The organism is Gordonia sp. SL306 (genome assembly GCF_026625785.1).
Taxonomy (GTDB): domain Bacteria; phylum Actinomycetota; class Actinomycetes; order Mycobacteriales; family Mycobacteriaceae; genus Gordonia.
In genome coordinates this window covers 4,838,394-4,856,220 of the sequence record NZ_CP113063.1, presented here as the reverse complement: position 1 = coordinate 4,856,220, position 17,827 = coordinate 4,838,394, and the positions used below count along the sequence as shown (strand labels likewise).

The window sequence follows — 17,827 nt, the reverse complement described above, 5'->3', positions numbered from 1 at the left end:
GGCCTATCGTCGCCGCGAACGGGAGACCGCGGCCCGCACGATGGACCGCAACTTGCCCAGTCGGGCGCCGATCTCTCGTTCGAACCCGTGATCGGTCGGCTGGTAATAGTCGACCCCGACCAGCTCGTCGGGCGCGTACTGCTGGGCGACCACCCCGTCCGGATCGTCGTGCGGGTATCGATAGCCGATGCCGCTGCCCAGGCCTTTGGCCCCGGCATAGTGGCTGTCTCGGAGATGCGCGGGAACCGCCCCCGATTTCCCGGCCTCGACATCCGCGATCGCGGCGCCGATGGCCGAGACGACTCCCCCCGATTTCGGGGGCGGTCGCCAGGTGGATGGTGGCCTGGGTGAGGGCCAGTTTTGCCTCCGGCATCCCGACCAACGCCACCACCTGGGCGGCGGCCACGGCCGTCTGCAGGGCGGTCGGGTCGGCCATGCCGATGTCCTCGCTGGCATGGATCATCAGGCGACGGGCGATGAATCGTGGGTCCTCGCCCGCGACGATCATCCGAGCCAGATAGTGCAGCGCGGCATCGACATCCGAGCCTCGGATGGATTTGATGAATGCGCTGGTCACGTCGTAGTGCTGGTCGCCGTCACGGTCGTAGCGCACCGCGGCGCGATCGATGGCCGCCTCCACCTCGGTCACGTCGAGCACGGGACGGTGGCCGTCTGGTCCCGCGACGTCCTCGTCGTCGCCGCGCAGCGCCGCATCCGCGCTGGCCTCCAGTCCGGTCAGGGCCCGACGCGCGTCGCCACCGGCGACCGCGACGAGGTGGTCCATCGCCGCGTCACTGACCTCGACCCGCCCGTCGAGCCCGCGCGGGTCGGCCACGGCACGACGCAGCACCTCCCGGATGTCGTCGTCGGAGAGAGATCGCAGCTGCAGCACCAGTGACCGGGACAGCAACGGCGCGACCACCGAGAACGACGGGTTCTCCGTGGTCGCCGCCACCAGCAGCACGATGCGGTTCTCCACCGCGTCCAGCAACGCGTCCTGTTGTGTCTTGGAGAACCGATGGACCTCGTCGATGAACAGCACGGTCTGCTGCCCCTCGATCAACCGCCGCCGCGCGACGTCGATGACGGCACGCACCTCCTTCACGCCGGCCGACAGCGCCGAGAGCGCCTCGAACCGACCTCCCGTGGCCCGGGAGATCAGCGCGGCCATCGTCGTCTTACCGGTGCCGGGCGGCCCGTAGAGCATCACCGATGCCGCACCGGAGCCGTTGATGAGGCGTCGCAACGGCGACCCGGGGCCCAGCAGATGCTGCTGGCCGACGATCTCGTCGAGCGACTCCGGGCGCATCCGCACCGCCAATGGTGCGTGTGCGCCGGGAGGTGACGCGAGGCCGCCCGAGCCGGGACCCGGGGCGGCCGTCGGTGGGTCGAACAGCCCTTCCACGGCGCGCCGTCAGGTGAGCCAGGTGCGCTGCAGCGCGGCACCGAGCCGGGACGCGAACTCGGCGATCTCCGCTTCGCCTGCCCGGACCGCCGCGGCCGACAGATCCGCCCAGCGCGCGACGACGACGCGGGGATCGTTGGTGTGCAGCGCCCAGTCGTGGGTCTGACCGGCGTGGCCGGGATGTCGGTCCTCGACAGACGCGGCACCCTCGTCGGGCAGCATCCACACTGTCGACAGCCACGTCCACAACAGCCGGGCGGTGGTGATCTTGCGGGTCGCCTCACCGTCGTGACCGAGGCCCGGCCAGATGGGATAGACCTCGGAACGCCACGCGTCGACCATCGCGATCTCGAGGTCGGCGCGGTGGTCGACGTTGACGTGCGACAACTGTGCACCGAAAGTGACCAGGGCATACGCGATGTCGAGAGTGGCGTCGCGGAAACCGCCCCACTCGTAGTCCATGAACTGCACGCCCTCGTCGTTGAGCAGGATGTTCTCCGCGCCGACGTCCGAAGGGCTGAAGGCCCGGTGATCACCGTCGGCGAACAGACCGCAGGCGATCGTCAGCCGTTTCGCGACGTCATCGGGCAGTTCGACACCGAGGCTCTCGGTCAGGCCCGGCGCGTCCTCGACCGCCCGCTCGGCGGCCTCGCCGAGGACATCCACGTCATCGGTGCCCTTCGCCCCACGACGCAGGATGGCGAGGAAGTCGATCTCACCGCCGACCGTCGCCGCGTGCATACGGCCGAGTGCCTGCCCCCAGGCACTGACCGCGTGCGACGTCTCGACGACGTCGGTGCCCGACAACAGCGATGTCAGTGAGCGTCCGTGCCCGAGGTCGGTGAGGACGAGTACCCGCACGTCGGGGTCGGACGCGATGAGCTGTGGTCCCGGACGGGATTCGGTGGGCAGCGCGGTGGCGTACTTGTAGGAGGCGAGTTCGCGATGGAAGGCACGGGGGTCCTCGTCGGCAGGCAGTGCCTTGATCACCAAGGTGCGATCCATCGACAGAGGATTGACCGCCACCCGCGCCCGCACCACGACGGTGCGACCACTACCCCCGAGGTCTTCGGGGTCTGCGAGGGTGACGGGGGAACCGGCCCGATGCGAGAGAACTGTCTCGGCCGCGCGCACCACACCGGCGATGCGACTCTCAGTGATTACCGTCATGTCACCCACCAACGTACCCAATCGCCGATCACGGCGTCACGACTCTTCATCCATCTGCAATGCATTTGCCACTGGTAAATCGCGCCCACCTCGGCAGATGTCAGATCCCGTCTCGCACAACAAGGGTCAGGTCGAGGTCCAGCCCGACGCCGGTGGGTGTCATCCGTTCGGGCGACCCGGCCCGAATGGCCCGGTGAGGCTAGTCGGCGTCCGTTCCCGAAGACCCCTCGGTGATCTCGGACACATCGTCGGCACCGATCGGGCTGACGTCCACCGACACCTCGATCCGGCTTTTCTTCGACTCCGTGTAGATGACCCCGCGCAACGGCGGGACATCGTCGTAGTCGCGACCCCACGCCACTGTCACGTGTCGTTCGTCGACGAGTTTGTCGTTGGTCGGGTCGAAGGCCAGCCAACGGTCACCGGGCAGCCACACGGCCGCCCACGCGTGGCTCGCGTCCGCGCCGAAGATCCGTTCCCGACCGGGCGGCGGGTCGGTGGCCAGGTAGCCCGACTCGTAACGCGCTGCGAGTCCGACCGAACGCAGGCAGGCGATGGCGACACGGGCGAAGTCCTGGCAGACCCCCATGCGCCGTTCCAGGACGGTGTCCACGCGGGTGCTGATCGCCGTCGATCCCGATTTGTAGGTGAATTCCCGGAAGATCCGGGTGGTGAGGTCGGTGACGGCCTCGATCAGCGGCCGGCCGGGCCGGAACACCTCCGCCGCGTAGCCGGCCACCGCAGGGGTGATCTCCGGAGGCGTGAGGTCGAGGACGAACTCGACCGCACCGGCACCCGCGGCACCGACCGCCGACGGACGGGCCTGCTCCCACGGACCGAGTGCCGCAGGCGAGAGGAGCATCCCCGGGTCGGGTGGATCGACCTCGACGACCGAGGTCGCAGTGACGACCAGCTCGTCATGGTTGGACCGGACGTGGAAGTACGAATCACCGTTGCCGTAGACATCCACCCCGGTGGACCAGTCGTCGGGCTCGGGCTCGATGGTCACCCCGGCCGACAGCACCCGCTGATGTGGCAGCTCGCGAGGGGTGAGGTAGCAGCGGCCGTACGACGACGAGACCACGTCATCGTAGGTGTACGACGTGCGATGCATGACCCGGTAGCGACGCCGGTGACCGTCGATGACGTCGGCGCGTTCCGAGGTCGGTTCCACCGCTGGTTCCGGTGCTGTCATACGCCGTCACCTCCCCCGCCCCAGATCGGCTGCGCCTGGCGGGGCGAGGCGAACCGGGTCCGCGTCAGGACGTCGGAGAGGTCTCGCGCTCCGGCACCCAGGGCGGTCATCAACTCACCGAGCTGTGCCCGGCGACCCGTCGCGTCGACCGCGGCGAGGTCTTCCGGATCGGAACGACGCAGCTCCGCGATCAGCTCCTCGACGATCCGTTCGGAGCCGGCCGAGCGCAGTTCGTCCGGCAGCGCGGTCAGATCGTCATGCATCCGTGTCAGCTGGTAGATCATCGCCCGGGGGTTGGTCTCGTCGAAGAACAGCAGACCACCGACGGCGTCGAATCGATAGAGCCCGCGATTGCGCCTGCGGTAGATCACCGACGACTCGTTGGCGACCAGGAACGACTCCAGGAGCGCCTGCTCGACCTCACGGTCCTGCGCCACGACGAACAACGCCACGGTGAGGTCGGCGAGGGCGATGGTCCGTTCGATACGCCGGCCGATGTCCATGAACAACCAGCCTGCGTCGTGCACCATCGAGTCGGCCTGCAGACCGGCGAGCGCGAGGACACCGTGCAGCACCTCGTCGTGCGCATGGCCGAGGTCGGAGCCCAGATCCAATGTCGTGTCACCGGCGACGGAGGTTTGATCGGCCGCGTCGCGGGCGCCGCGCACCTGCGCACCGAGTTCCTCGATCGCCCGTTCGACCGGAGCCAGCACCATCCACGTGCTCGTCGACATCTGATCGCGGACCGCCCGGGCCGTCGCGACCAGCCGATCGGCGGAGTGGGCGATGGTCCCGGCCACCGAGCGCGTGATGGTGAGATCGGTGATCTTGGCGATGGCCTCGTTGACCCGCTCCGGCGCGGCCGGCGTGTCGCCGGGCTCCGCGGCGAGGTCGGCGGTCCCGAGATAGAGGGACGTACCGGTCACCCGCGCCACCGCATGCAGCACCAAGGGCACCGCCGCCGATCCGCTCATCCACGGGCGGTACTGCACCTCCTGATAGCGCTCGCGCGCCACCTTCGCCAGGCGCGTCGTCGACTCCGTCCGTTCGCCGTAGCGCCCGAACCAGAAGAGGTCGGCCAGGACGCGGGGACTCGCGGCCGCGGCGACGTCGTAGTACGCGGCGGTGCGCGGAGTCCGCCCGGGCCGCGGCGCGGCCATCTCCTCGGCGGCCGCCGATCGGGTGCCCGACTTCCGTGAGACATGTCCGCCGACGTCGGCGCTGGTCACCCAGACGTCCTTCGCCGACACCGTCCGCTGCGCCGCACCGGCCACACCGTCGGCGAGCACCATCCCCAGTCCACCCGGCATCACCGCGTAGGTCGGCCCCTGAGCCACGCTGAAGGCACGCACCCCGACCTGTGCGGCACGGAGCACCCCCGGACGATCCGAGGTGGTGCGCCCCCGCGTCATCGTCGGCGCGATCGAGACGGGTTGCAGCGTCCGGGCCACCCACTGCCACGGGTGTGCCTCGATCCGGGCGAGGAGATCGGCACGCCTCGCGGTATCGAGCATCGGGGCGATCACCTCTTCGTCGGTGGCGAAGTTCGACAGCACAAGCTCGCCGAGATCGGCGCGGATCTTGGTGCGCTGCAGGTCATCGCCGGCCCACAGCGTGGGTACCGACGGCAGCGCGAGGTCCTCGTCGAGCAGCACCGGTGCGAGTTCGTCCAGCACCGTGTGCAGCGCCGGGTTCTCGAGCACCCCGCTGCCGAGGGTGTTCACCACCGTGACGGTGCCGCGTGAGATGGCCTCCACCAGACCGGCGACGCCGAGCCGGGAGTCGGTACGCAGATCGAGCGGATCCGCATAACCGGCGTCGATCCGCCGCAGCAGCACGTCGACCCGCTTGTACTTGCCCAGCGACCGCATGTAGACGGCGCCGTCACGCACCGTCAGGTCGTCGCCCTCGACAAGGGGGAACCCCAGTAACGATGCCAGATATGCCTGGTCGAAGGCGGTTTCGGACATGCTTCCAGGACTCAGCACCGCGACCGTGGGATCGTCGACGCCGGGTGGGGCGTAGTCGAAGAGAGCCAGCCGCAGAGTGCCCGCGAACGTCGCGATCGGTCGCGGCGCGACGGTCTGGAACAGCTGCGGGAACGTCCGGGAGAGCAGTCTGCGGTCGACCATCGCGAAGCCGATGCCCGACGGCGCCTGCGTGCGGTCGGCATACACCTCGAAGCTGCCGTCGGACGTCCGACCGAGATCCAGGGCATGCAGGAACAACGCGTGCGGACCGGCGACCTCCAGCCGGGCCGCCTTCCGGATGTAGCCGGGGTGGCCGAACACCATCTCCGGTGGGACCAGGCCACGGCGGATCGTCTTCTGGTCGCGATAGATGTCCCGCAGCAGCTGATCGAGCAACATCGACCGCTGGATGACGGCCTTCTCCAGCTCCGTCCACTCCACCCCGTCGACGACGAGCGGGACCGGATCGACCTGCCAGTCCCGTGCGACGGTCTGGTCGCCGTCGAACTCGTTGTAGATGACGCCCTCGTCGCTGACCGCGGTGGCCAGGCGCGCCGCGGCACCCCTGAGGCGTTCATCGCCACGCGCCGCATACCCGGACACCAGATCCGTCCAGGCCGGCCTGGTCACGCCACTGCTGTCGAGCATCTCGTCGTAGGGCGCCTGCGCTGCCGTGCCGTGGGACAACCCCTCGACATCGAACAATGCGGAGCCGTCGGGGCGGTACCCGTCGAAGACCCCGGGCAGTCGATTCCCGGCCGGGCTGCCCGACGAAACGATCACCGAAGAACTGTACGTGCCCGGCGCAGATCCAGGATCGCCGGTACCCCGGTATCGGTGGCCTGCCGGGCCTGCCGCTCCCGGAGGAGCCCGATGTCGACCGAGCCGCTGGTGTGACCGCTGGCCTCGAAGCGTCCGTTGCGGCGCGATTCCGCCTCCACCGCGTTCACCGGGGGCCGGTCGTACGAGCGGCCACCCGGATGGACGACGTGGTAGGTCGCACCGCCAACCGACCGGCCTGCGACCGTGTCGACCAGGTCGAACGTGAGTGGGGTGTCGATGGTGATCGAAGGATGCAACGCGCTGGGCGGCTGCCAGGCGCGGAACCGGATGCCCGCGACCCGCTCCCCGGTGCGGCCGGTGGGACTCAACGGAATGGGGAAACCGTTGCACGTCAACAGGAAACGGTCGTCCTCACCACCCTGGACCCGCACCTGCACACGTTCGATCGACGAGTCGACGTACCGCGCCGTCCCGGTACCGGTCGATTCCTCGCCGAGCGTGTTCCACGGCTCGATCGCGCCTCGGAGTTCGACCTCGTGGTCGCGGATCGAGACCGTACCGAGCCGAGGGAACCGGAACTCCGTGAACGGGTCGAGCCATGCGGTGTCGAACGGGTAGCCTGCCTGCCGCAGGTCCTCGGCGACGGCGGCGATGTCACCGATGATGTGGTGCGGCAGAAGGTATTTGCCGTGCAGATCGCCACCGTGCCGGATGAGCCTGCCGCGATGCGGGTGCTCCCAGAACCACGACACCAGCGACCGCACCAGCAGCGACTGCACCATCGCCATCCGGTGGTGCGGCGGCATCTCGAACGCACGGAGTTCGAGCAGACCGAGACGTCCTCGTGTCGAGTCAGGACTGTAGAGCTTGTCGATGCAGAACTCCGAGCGATGGGTGTTGCCGGTGATGTCGGTCAGCAGGTGTCGCAGAGCACGGTCGGTCACCCACGGATTCGGCGGGGCCTCCACACCTCCGACACCGTCGCCCTTCACGCCCAGCCGGTCGATCTCGGAGAACGCGATCTCCAGCTCGTACAGAGCGGACTCGCGGCCTTCGTCCACCCGCGGTGCCTGCGACGTGGTCCCGACGAACCTCCCGGAGAAGAGATACGACAACGACGGGTGCCGCTGCCAGTACGTCAGCATCGACACCAACAGGTCCGGACGGCGCAGCATCGGCGAATCGGCGGGGGTCGTCCCGCCGAGCGTGATGTGGTTGCCGCCGCCGGTACCGCCGTGACTTCCGTCGAGGTCGAAGGTCTCGGTGCCGAGCCGGGTGTGCCGCGCGTGATCGTAGAGATCGTCGAGCAACGCGGATTGCTCGGCGAAACTGGCGGTCGGCTGGATGTTCACCTCGATCACGCCCGGATCGGGTGTGACGGTGAGCGTGGTGAGCCGCGCATCCGAGGGCGGCCCATAGCCTTCGATGACCACGGGTGTCGAGATGGCGGCCGCCGCGTCCTCGACGAACTCGATGATCGCCAGGAACTCCTCAAGCGCGGCCAGTGGCGGCATGAAGACGGCGAGCACCCCGCCACGGACCTCGGCGACCACGGCGGATCGCGGCACGAACGCGGCCGGATCGACGTCGCGGACGATGAGTCCGAGTTCAGCGGCCGGGTCGGCGGGCAACGCGCCGGCCCGGACGGACGGATCGACCTCGAACATGGTCGGGGCCGGCCCCCACGACAGGGAGTTCAACGGCAGCCGCAGACCCGCGGGCGACGTTCCCGGGGTCAGCACCAGACGGCCACGGCGCGTGGTCCACCGGGCACTCTGCCACGCCGTCTCGTCCTCGGAACGACTGAGCGGCAGGACGAAAGCGGTCGGTTCGGTGATCGCACCGTCCAGACGCTCCAGCAAGGCACTGCGAGCGTCGCCCGAATCCGCAGGTGGCGTGAGATCGGTCTCGTCGTCGGCCTCGGCCGCGGCGGCCGCCAGCGCCGCACCGCGGGCCGTCAGGACGGTGGGGTCCGCGCCCGGATCACCGGGTGGGAGCGCCGCCAGCTCGCCCAACCGCACCAGGGGATCCTCGTAGGCGGGCATCACCTGTGTGGTCGGCAGCCCGATCGCCTTGGCCACTGCGGTCAACAGCGTCTCGGCGATCGAGGCGTCGGCAGCACCGACCGTCGCGCGCTCGCCGGCACCGGTGCTCTCCACCTCGATGCTCGCTGCGGCCTGTTCCTGCGTCGCCCACGGATCGGCGAGGAGTTCGGGACGACGCCAGATCGGCAGGCCGTCGGTCCGCCACATCAGTGCGATCTGCCAACGCGGCAACGGTTCACCCGGGTACCACTTGCCCTGGCTGCGCTGCACCAGGCCGGCGGGTGCGTAGGTCCCGCGCAGTCGCTCGGCGAGCCGCGACGCCAGCAGTCGTTTGTGCGGGCCGTCGGCGGCGGTGGTCCACTCGGGGTCGGTCTGGTTGTCGATCGACACGAAGGTCGGTTCGCCGCCCATCGTGAGTCGGACGTCGTTGCGGGCCATCCGGGCGTCGACGGCCGCGCCGAGATCGACCACCCGATCCCACTGTTCGGGGGTGTACGGCAACGTCACCCGCGGGTCCTCGTGGAAGCGGGTCACCGTGTTCGCGAAGTCCAGCGTGGCGTGGCAGGGTCCGGTCGCGCCGGAGATCGGTGCTGCGCCACCGGGGCTCGGCGTCGCGGCAAGCGGGATGTGCCCCTCGCCTGCGAACAGACCGGACGTCGGGTCCATGCCCACCCATCCGGCTCCCGGCAGGTAGACCTCGGTCCAGGCATGCAGATCCGTGAAGTCGGCGTCCGGGCCCGAGGGTCCGTCGATCGACTTCACATCCGACGTCAACTGCACCAGATACCCGGAGACGAACCGCGCGGCCAGGCCCAGCTCACGCAGCAGCGCAACGAGCAACCAGGCCGAATCACGGCAGGACCCGATGCCGCTGGACAGTGTGTACTCGGGTGTCTGCACACCCGTCTCCAGACGGACCGTGTACCCGACAGCATCGCGGACCGCCTGGTTAAGGCCGACCAGGAAGTCGATGATCCGGACGGTGCCCGGTGGCCGATGTTCCGCGGCGAACTCAGCGACGGACGGATGGACCGGCGCGCCGACGAACTCGCCCTCGGTCACCCCGACCGAACGGAGGAAGATCTCCAGGTCGGTGCGGAGGTCGTCGGGATAGGAGAAACCGAAGTCCTCAGCCCAGTCCTCGATGAAGAAGTCGAACGGATTGACCGCGGTCAGATCGGCGACCAGGCTCACCGAGATGGAGAGCATCGTGGCCGGCTCCGGGAACACCAGCCGCGCCATGTAGTTGCTGAACGCGTCCTGCTGCCAGTTCAGGAAGTGTTCGGCCGGTTCGACTTTCAGCGAGTACGCCTCGATCGGCGTACGCGAGTGCGGAGCGGGTCGCAGACGGACCACATGCGGGAAGATCTTGACCGGGCGATCGAATGCGTAACTCGTGCGATGCTCGAGGGCCACCTTGATCGTCATGGTGTGAAATCACATCACAGATACCGACCAGCTGCCGGATATGCGGGCAGGGTCACCCACGGCCTGCCATGCCGCCCACGGCTTCCGGGCGAGACGTACCGGGAATCCGTGGGAGCCGCGGTCAGGCGCCGCCGCCCGCTTCCGCCGCCACGCCCTCTGCGTCGGTGTCCGCCTGCTTCCGGACCACCGGCTTGGCGTCGATCCCCGACTCCTTGCGCTGCTGCGGTGTGATCGCCGCAGGGGCGTCGGTGAGCGGATCGACTCCACCGCCCGACTTCGGGAACGCGATCACCTCTCGGATCGAGTTCTCCCCCGCCAGCAGGGCGGTGATGCGGTCCCAGCCGAATGCGATCCCGCCGTGCGGGGGCGCGCCGTAGGCGAAGGCGTCGAGCAGGAAGCCGAACTTCTCCTCTGCCTCGTCGTGGCCGATGCCCATGATCTCGAACACGCGCTCCTGCACTTCGCGCTGATGGATACGGATCGACCCGCCACCGATCTCGTTGCCGTTGCAGACGATGTCGTATGCGTAGGCCAGTGCCGACCCCGGATCGGTCTCCAGCGCGTCCAGCGACTCGGGCTTGGGCGCGGTGAACGCATGGTGCACCGCGGTCCAGGCGCCCGAACCGACGGCGACGTCACCACTCGCGGTCGCGTCGTCGGCCGGCTCGAACAGCGGCGCGTCGACAACCCAGGTGAACGCCCACGCATCGTCCTTGATGAGGCCGAGACGCGATGCGATCTCACCGCGGGCGGCACCCAGCAGAGCGCGCTGCGCCTTGGCCGGTCCGGCGGCGAAGAAGACACAGTCACCCGGCTCGGCCCCGACGTGGGCGACGAGTCCGGCGCGTTCGGCGTCGGAGAGGTTTTTGGCGACCGGGCCGCCGAGTTCGCCGTCGTCACCGACGAGCACGTAGGCCAGCCCCTTGGCGCCGCGCTGCTTCGCCCATTCCTGCCAGGCGTCGAGCTGGCGGCGGGGCTGCGACGCCCCACCCGGCATCACGACCGCACCCACGTAGGGCGCCTGGAACACCCGGAACGGGGTGTCGACGAAATAGTCGGTGCACTCGACCAGTTCGAGCTCGAACCGCAGATCCGGCTTGTCGGATCCGTACCGCCGCATCGCGTCGGCGTAGGTGATGCGCGGGATCGGGGTGGTGATCTCCACACCGATCAACTTCCACAGGGCCGCCAGTACCTCCTCGGCGAGCGCGATCACATCGTCCTGATCGACAAAGCTCATCTCGAGGTCGAGCTGGGTGAACTCCGGCTGCCGGTCGGCACGGAAATCCTCGTCGCGATAACAGCGCGCGATCTGGTAATAGCGCTCCATCCCGGCGACCATCAGGAGCTGTTTGAACAGCTGCGGGCTCTGCGGCAGGGCATAGAAGGTGCCCGGCTGCAGGCGTGCGGGCACCAGGAAGTCGCGGGCGCCCTCCGGCGTCGAGCGCGTCAGCGTCGGCGTCTCGATCTCGACGAAGTCGTGGTCGGCGAGCACGCCGCGGGCCGCCGCGTTCACCTGGGAACGCAATCGCAAGGCGCGGGCAGGTCCCTCGCGACGCAGGTCGAGGTACCGGTAGTGCAGACGGGCCTCTTCGCCGGGTGCCTCGTCGAGCTGGAAGGGCAGCGGCGCCGAGGCGTTCAGCACCTCGAGGCCCACTGCGTTGATCTCGATCTCGCCCGACGACAGGTTCGGGTTCTCGCTACCGGCGGGCCGTTCCTCGACGACGCCCGTGACCGCCACGCAGAACTCGGCGCGGAGTCGATGGGCCGCCTCCGCGACGGCCTCGTCACGGAAGACGACCTGGACCAGTCCGGAGCTGTCGCGCAGATCGATGAAGACCACGCCTCCGTGATCGCGACGACGGGCGACCCAACCGGCGACGGTGACGGTCTGCGAGGCGTCGGCGCGGCGAAGCGAACCGGCGAGATGCGTGCGGAGCACTCAGTGTCCTTCCCAAGCGGATACGTGGTGAATCTGGGCCAATCCTACTTTCGTGACCTCGGCCGACCTGCACCCGGCCATCCCGGCCTCCCGCGAGGGATCGGCACCGACGACACGAACCCGGCATTGGGTCCGATCAGGTCACCACCGGCGCGTCGGCGAATAAGCTCGACCGTGCCGAACTCCGACTCACACCGGCTGTGGGCGTGGGACGGTATCGAGCCGGGACAAGGAGCGACATGGTTTTTCAGGGCGACGGTCCACTCGACACCGGCGGCGTCTCCGGCGGTGGCGGCGGAGGCGGCGGTGTCGGTCGAATCGCGCTCGGCGGAGGCGCCGGGCTGATCATCACTCTGGTCGCGTTGTTCTTCGGCATCGACCCCGGCTCGATCACCGGTGGCTCCGGCCTCGGCGGCGACACCGTCAGCAGCCAGAACGCGTCCGAGCTCGACGACCACATCCAGTCCTGCACCATCGAGAAGGCGAATACCGACTCCATCTGCCGCATCGTGGCGACCACGAACAGCCTCAACAAGGTGTGGTCGGCGGAGATGCGTGGGTATACGCCACCCGAGACCAAGATCTTCACGGGATCGGTCAGCACCGGCTGCGGCGCGGCGACGTCGGCGACCGGCCCGTTCTACTGCCCGGCCGACCAGACGGTGTACATCGACCCGTCGTTCTTCGCCCAGCTCGAGCAGATGGGCGGCAGCAACGGACCGCTCGCGCAGGAGTACGTGGTCGCCCACGAGTACGGCCATCACGTCCAGAACCTGACCGGCGCGCTGCAGAAGGGCAATCGGATGGGCTCGCAGGGCCCGCTGTCGGGGTCGGTGCGCGTGGAGCTGCAGGCCGATTGTCTCGCCGGCGTGTGGGCCTATCACGCCGACAAGGGACCGGACGCGATGCTCGAGCCGCTGACCCAGCAACAGATCGCGAGCGTCATCCAGACCGCGAAGGCGATCGGCGACGACACCATCGGGGGCGCGAACTCGAACCCCGAGGGCTGGACCCACGGCTCGGCCCAGCAGCGCTCGCGCTGGTTCACCATCGGTTACCGGTCCGGTGACCCGCGGCAGTGCGACACGTTCGCGACCAACGATCTGTGAGCGCCCAGGCATCGGGCGCCGAGCGCCTCCCGACCCCGGTCGACCGCCTGGCCGAGAACCATCTCGCCGACCAGGCCCGGCTCGATCCGCTCTTCGCGACCGAGATCGGCATCGCCGGACACGATCACCTGCTGACCGACTTCTCCCCCGACGCCTGTGCGGCGCGCGCCGCGCAGGCACGCACCACGGTGCACGCGTTGGCCGACGCACCCGTGACCGACGACGTCGACCGGGTGACCGTGGCGACCATGACGGCGTCGCTTCGGCGGGAGATCGCCCTGGCCGAAGCCGGTGAACGTGTCGGCGAGTGCAACGTGATCGCGTCGCCGCTGCAGGCGATCCGCGACGTCTTCGACCTCATGCCGACGGATTCGGCGCAAGCGCGGGAGATCTTCCTCGCGCGCCTGCAGGCGGTCCCAGGATGTGTGGACACCGTGATCGACGGTCTGCGGTACCGCACCGCGCACGGCCCGCCGGCGACACGACGACAGGTGAGGCTCGTCGCCGACCAGGCCCGGGGCGCGGCCGCGGCCATCGCTGCCGATACCACCGCCCTCGCCGACGACCCGGCTCTCGCCGGTCCACTGCGAACGGCTCTCGACGACGCCGCCGCCTCCTTCGACGCGCTGGCCGCAGTTCTGCGCACCGAGGTGATGACCGGCGCGACGTCCGCCGATGCCGTCGGCCGGGAACGCTACCTGCGGTTCCTGCCCGCTCACCTCGCCGCCATCGTCGACGAGCAATCCGCCATCGCCCGCGGCCTCGTTCCCAGCGGTGACGTGCGCGAGGCGCTGGCCCATCTGGACACGTTGCCGCAGTACGCCATCGAGGACCGTCACGCGTTCGTCGGGTGGATGCAGGATCTCTCGGATCGGGCCGTCGAGGGGCTGGCCGGCACGCATTTCGACATACCCGCCCGGCTCACCCGCCTCGAGTGTCGTCTCGCCCCGTCGTCGACAGGGATCATCTACTACACGCAGCCGAGCGCGGATCTCGCCCGTCCCGGCCGGATGTGGTGGTCGGTTCCCCCGGAGCAGACCGTCTTCCACACCTGGCAGGAGACGACGACGGTCTTCCACGAGGGCGTCCCCGGACATCACCTGCAGCTCGGTTCGGCCATCGTCGCCGACGATCTCAATGCGTGGCGGAAACTGGCCTCGTTCACGTCGGGTCACGGCGAGGGATGGGCGCTCTACGCCGAGCGCCTGATGGGCGAACTCGGCTGGCTCGAGGACCCCGGTGACCGGATGGGCATGCTCGACTCGCAACGACTGCGGGCCGCCCGCGTCATCGTCGACATCGGCGTGCATTGCGGGCTGCCCGCGCCTGCGGGTCTCGGCGGCGGCACCTGGGACGCCGACAAGGCCTGGCAGTTGCTCACCGGCTCGGTCGCGATGGACCGGGCGGTGTTGGCGTTCGAACTCAACCGCTACCTCGGCTGGCCCGGTCAGGCTCCGTCGTACGCTCTCGGACAACGAGTGTGGGAGCAGACCCGCGCCGCGGCGCGCGCCACCCACCCGGAGTGGACCCTGAAGGATTTCCACGCAGAGGCGCTCGCCCTCGGCGGTGTGTCGCTCGATGTGCTGGCCGACGAACTCACCCGCACCTGAACCCGCCGGCGTCGCCCGCGCGGTGGCCCGGTCCGATCAGCCGAGAAGGCGCAGCACCTCGCCGGTGATGTCGTCGAGCGAGACCTGGTGCTGCTCGCCATTGCTCAGATCCTTGACCTCGATCCGGCGTTCGGCGAGCTCGCGGTCGCCGAGCACGAGGGCGAGACGGGCACCGGAACGGTCCGCGGCCTTCATCGCGCCCTTGAGCCCGCGATCGCCGTAGGCGAGGTCGACGCTGATCCCGGCGGCGCGCAATTGCCCGGCGACACCGACGAGTTCGGCCTTGGCGTCACCACCGAGCGGCACGCCGTACACCTGGCAGCGGGCGGTGTCGGCGTGGGCGACACCCTCCGCCTCCATCGCCAGCATGGTGCGGTCGACGCCGAGCCCGAATCCGATGCCGGACAGATCCTGCTTGGCGCCGAGCAGCGACATGAGCCCGTCGTACCGGCCACCGCCACCGATCCCCGACTGCGCGCCGAGTCCGTCGTGGACGAACTCGAAGGTGGTCTTGGTGTAGTAGTCGAGCCCGCGAACCAGGCGAGGATTCGGTTCGTACTGGACGCCGAGCCGTTTGAGATGGGTCAGCACGGCGTCGAAATGTGCGCGCGAATCCTCGGACAGGTGGTCGATGAGCAGCGGTGCGTCGGCCGTGGCCGCCTTGATCTCGGGGCGCTTGTCGTCGAGCACCCGCAGCGGATTGAGTTCCGCCCGCTTGCGGGTCGCCTCGTCGAGATCGAGCCCGAACAGGAACTGCTGCAAGGCTTCCCGATAGGGCCCTCGGCTCGCATCGTCGCCCAGCGAGGTGATCTCGAGACGGAAGCCGGAGAGACCGAGACGCCGGTACCCCTCGTCGGCGACGGCGATGACCTCGGCGTCGAGGGCCGGGTCGTCGACGCCGATGGCCTCGATGCCCACCTGTTGCAACTGCCGGTAGCGGCCGGCCTGCGGTTTCTCATACCGGAAGAACGGACCGGCGTAGCAGAGCTTGACCGGCAGCTGACCCCGGTCGAGTCCGTGCTGGATGACTGCCCGCACCACCCCGGCGGTCCCCTCGGGACGCAGGGTCACCGACCGGTCGCCACGATCGGCGAAGGTGTACATCTCCTTGCTGACGACGTCGGTGGATTCACCGACGCCGCGGGCGAAGAGCGCGGTGTCCTCGAAGACGGGCAGCTCGATGTGCCCATAACCCGCGCGGCGCGCCGCGTCGGTCAGGGTGTCCCGGACCAGCCGGAAATCCGCCGAGTTCGGCGGGAAGTAGTCGGGGATCCCCCGCGGCGCGGCGAAGTCGGCGCTCACAGTCCGTATCGTCCCTTCTTCACTGTGCCCGAGATGTCGGCCAGGAACGGGTTTCCCGCCCGTTCCGCGCCGATCGAGGTCTGCGGTCCGTGCCCCGGCAGCACCTGGGTGTGGTCGGGCAACGGGAGGAGTCTGGCCGCGATCGAGTCGAGCAACTGCTGATGATCACCACCGGGCAGATCGGTCCGCCCGATGGACCCGGCAAACAGTACGTCACCCGAGAAGCACACGGGCACCACCTCCGGCGCCGCCTCGCCCTGCTGTCCCGGCTCCGCGTCGACCGGGACCTCGATCCCGAGAAGTACCGACCCCTGCGTGTGGCCGGGCGCGAGGTCGACCGAGATCCGGATACCGGCCAGATCGACATCCTCACCGTCGACGAAATCGACGACCTTCTCCGGTTCACGGAATTCGAGGGTGCCGATCACCGATTCGAGGGCCCGTCCCAGGCCGCGGCCCGGGTCGGCCAGCATCGGGCGGTCGGCGGGATGGATGTAGGCCGGGATGGAGTATTCGTCGCACAGCTCGGCCGCATTCCAGGTGTGGTCGAGGTGGCCGTGGGTGAGCAACACGGCCACGGGGGTCAGGTCGTGCTCGGCCAGCAGTTCACGTACCCGCACGGCGGCATCCTGCCCGGGGTCGACGATCACGGCCTCCGAGCCCGCCTCGGTGGCGAGCAGGTAGCAGTTGGTCTGGAACATCCCCGCTGCGAATCCGGTGATCAGCATCCGTCCATTGTGACAAACGGCCCGTCCAGGGTGTGCGGCCCGCCCGTACGGTCGCGCGCCCCGGCCATGGATCTCTCAGGTTCGGCTGGCACACTGGCCTGTCGACGTAGCATCAGCGACGACCGCATGCCTCGACACCACGTCCGGCGTGCCATCTCCCGGGGGGAGTCACGGCACACGAGTTCAGGAGGGTCTAACCGCGTGTCCACCAACGAGGAACGCCGCGAAGCCGCCAAGCGCAAGCTCGAAGAACGCCTCGAACGGGAACGGCAGCAAGCACGCCGTCGCAAGATCATCATCGCCTCGGTCTCGACCGTGGTGGTCGTGGCCATCGTCGCGACCGCGACGACCCTCATCGTGAAGAAGGTCCTCGACGACCGTGAGGCCGCCCGCTGGACGGCATGTTCGTACCAAGACCAGCCGAGCCGCTTCGAGCAGCTCCCCAAGGAGGTTCCGGCCGAGGTCCCGGCGAATCAGCGCGCACAGGCGCAGGCCTACCTCGACGAGATGAAGGCGGGCGAGGCGAAACAACGGACCTCCCCCAAGCCCGACTCCAAGCAGCTGAAGGAGGGCACCGCCGACATGGTGCTCGACACGAGTCAGGGCGCCATCCCGATCACGTTGCAGCGCACCGGGGCACCATGCAACACCGGTGCGGTGATCTCGTTGGCCGAGAAGAAGTTCTACGACGCCACGCCGTGCCACCGACTCACCAACAGCGAGACGCTGAAGGTTCTGCAGTGCGGTGACCCGACCGGGACCGGAGCGGGCGGCCCGGGGTGGTCGAGCCCCGACGAACTGCCCACGGACCTCAAGCCCGCCGGGCAGCCCGATCCGAGTTCCGGGGAGGCGCCGGTGATCTATCCGCGCGGCACCGTGGCCATCGCCAACAGCAACAACCCCCAGACGGGTCAGTCGAACACGGGCTCCAGTCAGTTCTTCCTGGTCATGCAGGACAGCCAGCTGGCGGCGAACTACTCGGTCGTCGGCAAGGTCGACCCGAACGGCCTGACCGTGCTGGACAAGATCGCCAAGAACGGTCTGACGCCCGGGCCCAACGGCAGCGCCGACGACGGCAAGCCCAAGCAGCCGGTGGACATCACCACTGCCACCGTCGACAGCGGCTCCGCGGCCTGACGC

The 17,827-nt window shown here is 69.0% G+C and carries 10 protein-coding genes and 1 pseudogene; 3 read left to right on the top strand and 8 right to left on the bottom strand.

Translation table 11 applies throughout. The annotated features are described in order from the left end of the window. Positions 1 to 3: 3 nt before the first annotated feature. The 6 genes and pseudogenes from OVA31_RS22255 to aspS all read right to left on the bottom strand — a co-directional run bounded on the left by OVA31_RS22255 (position 4) and on the right by aspS (position 11,938). Positions 4 to 1,405, bottom strand: a pseudogene (locus tag OVA31_RS22255) (replication-associated recombination protein A). A 9-nt stretch (positions 1,406 to 1,414) separates the two neighbouring features. Further along, positions 1,415 to 2,575 carry a hypothetical protein gene (locus OVA31_RS22250; protein ID WP_267628708.1) on the bottom strand — a complete coding sequence of 387 codons (1,161 nt, stop codon included), beginning with the start codon at positions 2,573 to 2,575 and terminating at the stop codon, positions 1,415 to 1,417. A gap of 199 nt (positions 2,576 to 2,774) precedes the next feature. Then, positions 2,775 to 3,770 carry a transglutaminase family protein gene (locus OVA31_RS22245; protein WP_420714102.1) on the bottom strand — a complete coding sequence of 332 codons (996 nt, stop codon included), beginning with the start codon at positions 3,768 to 3,770 and terminating at the stop codon, positions 2,775 to 2,777. Further along, complete coding sequence (locus OVA31_RS22240) at positions 3,767 to 6,523, bottom strand: circularly permuted type 2 ATP-grasp protein (protein WP_267628707.1); 2,757 nt, start codon at positions 6,521 to 6,523, stop codon at positions 3,767 to 3,769. Before OVA31_RS22240 ends, OVA31_RS22245 begins: the two co-directional genes overlap by 4 nt. Then, positions 6,520 to 9,996: a DUF2126 domain-containing protein gene (locus OVA31_RS22235; protein ID WP_267628706.1), complete on the bottom strand. Its 3,477-nt coding sequence runs from the start codon at positions 9,994 to 9,996 to the stop codon at positions 6,520 to 6,522. The genes OVA31_RS22240 and OVA31_RS22235 overlap by 4 nt, the downstream gene beginning before the upstream one ends. A 121-nt stretch (positions 9,997 to 10,117) precedes the next feature. Beyond that, complete coding sequence (aspS, locus tag OVA31_RS22230) at positions 10,118 to 11,938, bottom strand: aspartate--tRNA ligase (RefSeq protein ID WP_267628705.1); 1,821 nt, start codon at positions 11,936 to 11,938, stop codon at positions 10,118 to 10,120. Positions 11,939 to 12,177: 239 nt separating this feature from the next. Here aspS and OVA31_RS22225 point away from each other — a divergent pair, with 239 nt between their 5' ends. Both OVA31_RS22225 and OVA31_RS22220 read left to right on the top strand, forming a co-directional pair. Further along, positions 12,178 to 13,047, top strand: a complete 870-nt coding sequence (locus OVA31_RS22225; RefSeq protein ID WP_267628704.1) for a neutral zinc metallopeptidase — start codon at positions 12,178 to 12,180, stop codon at positions 13,045 to 13,047. Then, on the top strand, positions 13,044 to 14,657 hold the full coding sequence (locus OVA31_RS22220) for a DUF885 domain-containing protein (RefSeq protein WP_267628703.1): 1,614 nt from the start codon (positions 13,044 to 13,046) through the stop codon (positions 14,655 to 14,657). The genes OVA31_RS22225 and OVA31_RS22220 overlap by 4 nt, the downstream gene beginning before the upstream one ends. Before the next feature lie 36 nt (positions 14,658 to 14,693). Here the strand turns inward: OVA31_RS22220 and hisS are convergent, their stop codons facing one another. After that, on the bottom strand, positions 14,694 to 15,959 hold the full coding sequence (gene hisS / locus OVA31_RS22215; protein ID WP_267628702.1) for a histidine--tRNA ligase: 1,266 nt from the start codon (positions 15,957 to 15,959) through the stop codon (positions 14,694 to 14,696). Beyond that, the gene (locus OVA31_RS22210; protein ID WP_267628701.1) at positions 15,956 to 16,687 is read right to left on the bottom strand and encodes an MBL fold metallo-hydrolase; all 732 of its coding nucleotides are present in this window, start codon (positions 16,685 to 16,687) and stop codon (positions 15,956 to 15,958) included. The genes hisS and OVA31_RS22210 overlap by 4 nt, the downstream gene beginning before the upstream one ends. Before the next feature lie 201 nt (positions 16,688 to 16,888). Between OVA31_RS22210 and OVA31_RS22205 the strand changes: the two genes are divergently transcribed. After that, on the top strand, positions 16,889 to 17,824 hold the full coding sequence (locus OVA31_RS22205) for a peptidylprolyl isomerase (RefSeq protein ID WP_267628699.1): 936 nt from the start codon (positions 16,889 to 16,891) through the stop codon (positions 17,822 to 17,824). Positions 17,825 to 17,827 lie beyond the last annotated feature (3 nt).

Bases quoted from the DNA above. Each gene is read 5' to 3' on its own strand.
- OVA31_RS22250 (WP_267628708.1), bottom strand. From the start codon at position 2,575: ATGACGGTAATCACTGAGAGTCGCATCGCCGGTGTGGTGCGCGCGGCC.
- OVA31_RS22245 (WP_420714102.1), bottom strand. From the start codon at position 3,770: ATGACAGCACCGGAACCAGCGGTGGAACCGACCTCGGAACGCGCCGAC.
- OVA31_RS22235 (WP_267628706.1), bottom strand. From the start codon at position 9,996: ATGACGATCAAGGTGGCCCTCGAGCATCGCACGAGTTACGCATTCGAT.
- OVA31_RS22225 (WP_267628704.1), top strand. From the start codon at position 12,178: ATGGTTTTTCAGGGCGACGGTCCACTCGACACCGGCGGCGTCTCCGGC.
- OVA31_RS22210 (WP_267628701.1), bottom strand. From the start codon at position 16,687: ATGCTGATCACCGGATTCGCAGCGGGGATGTTCCAGACCAACTGCTAC.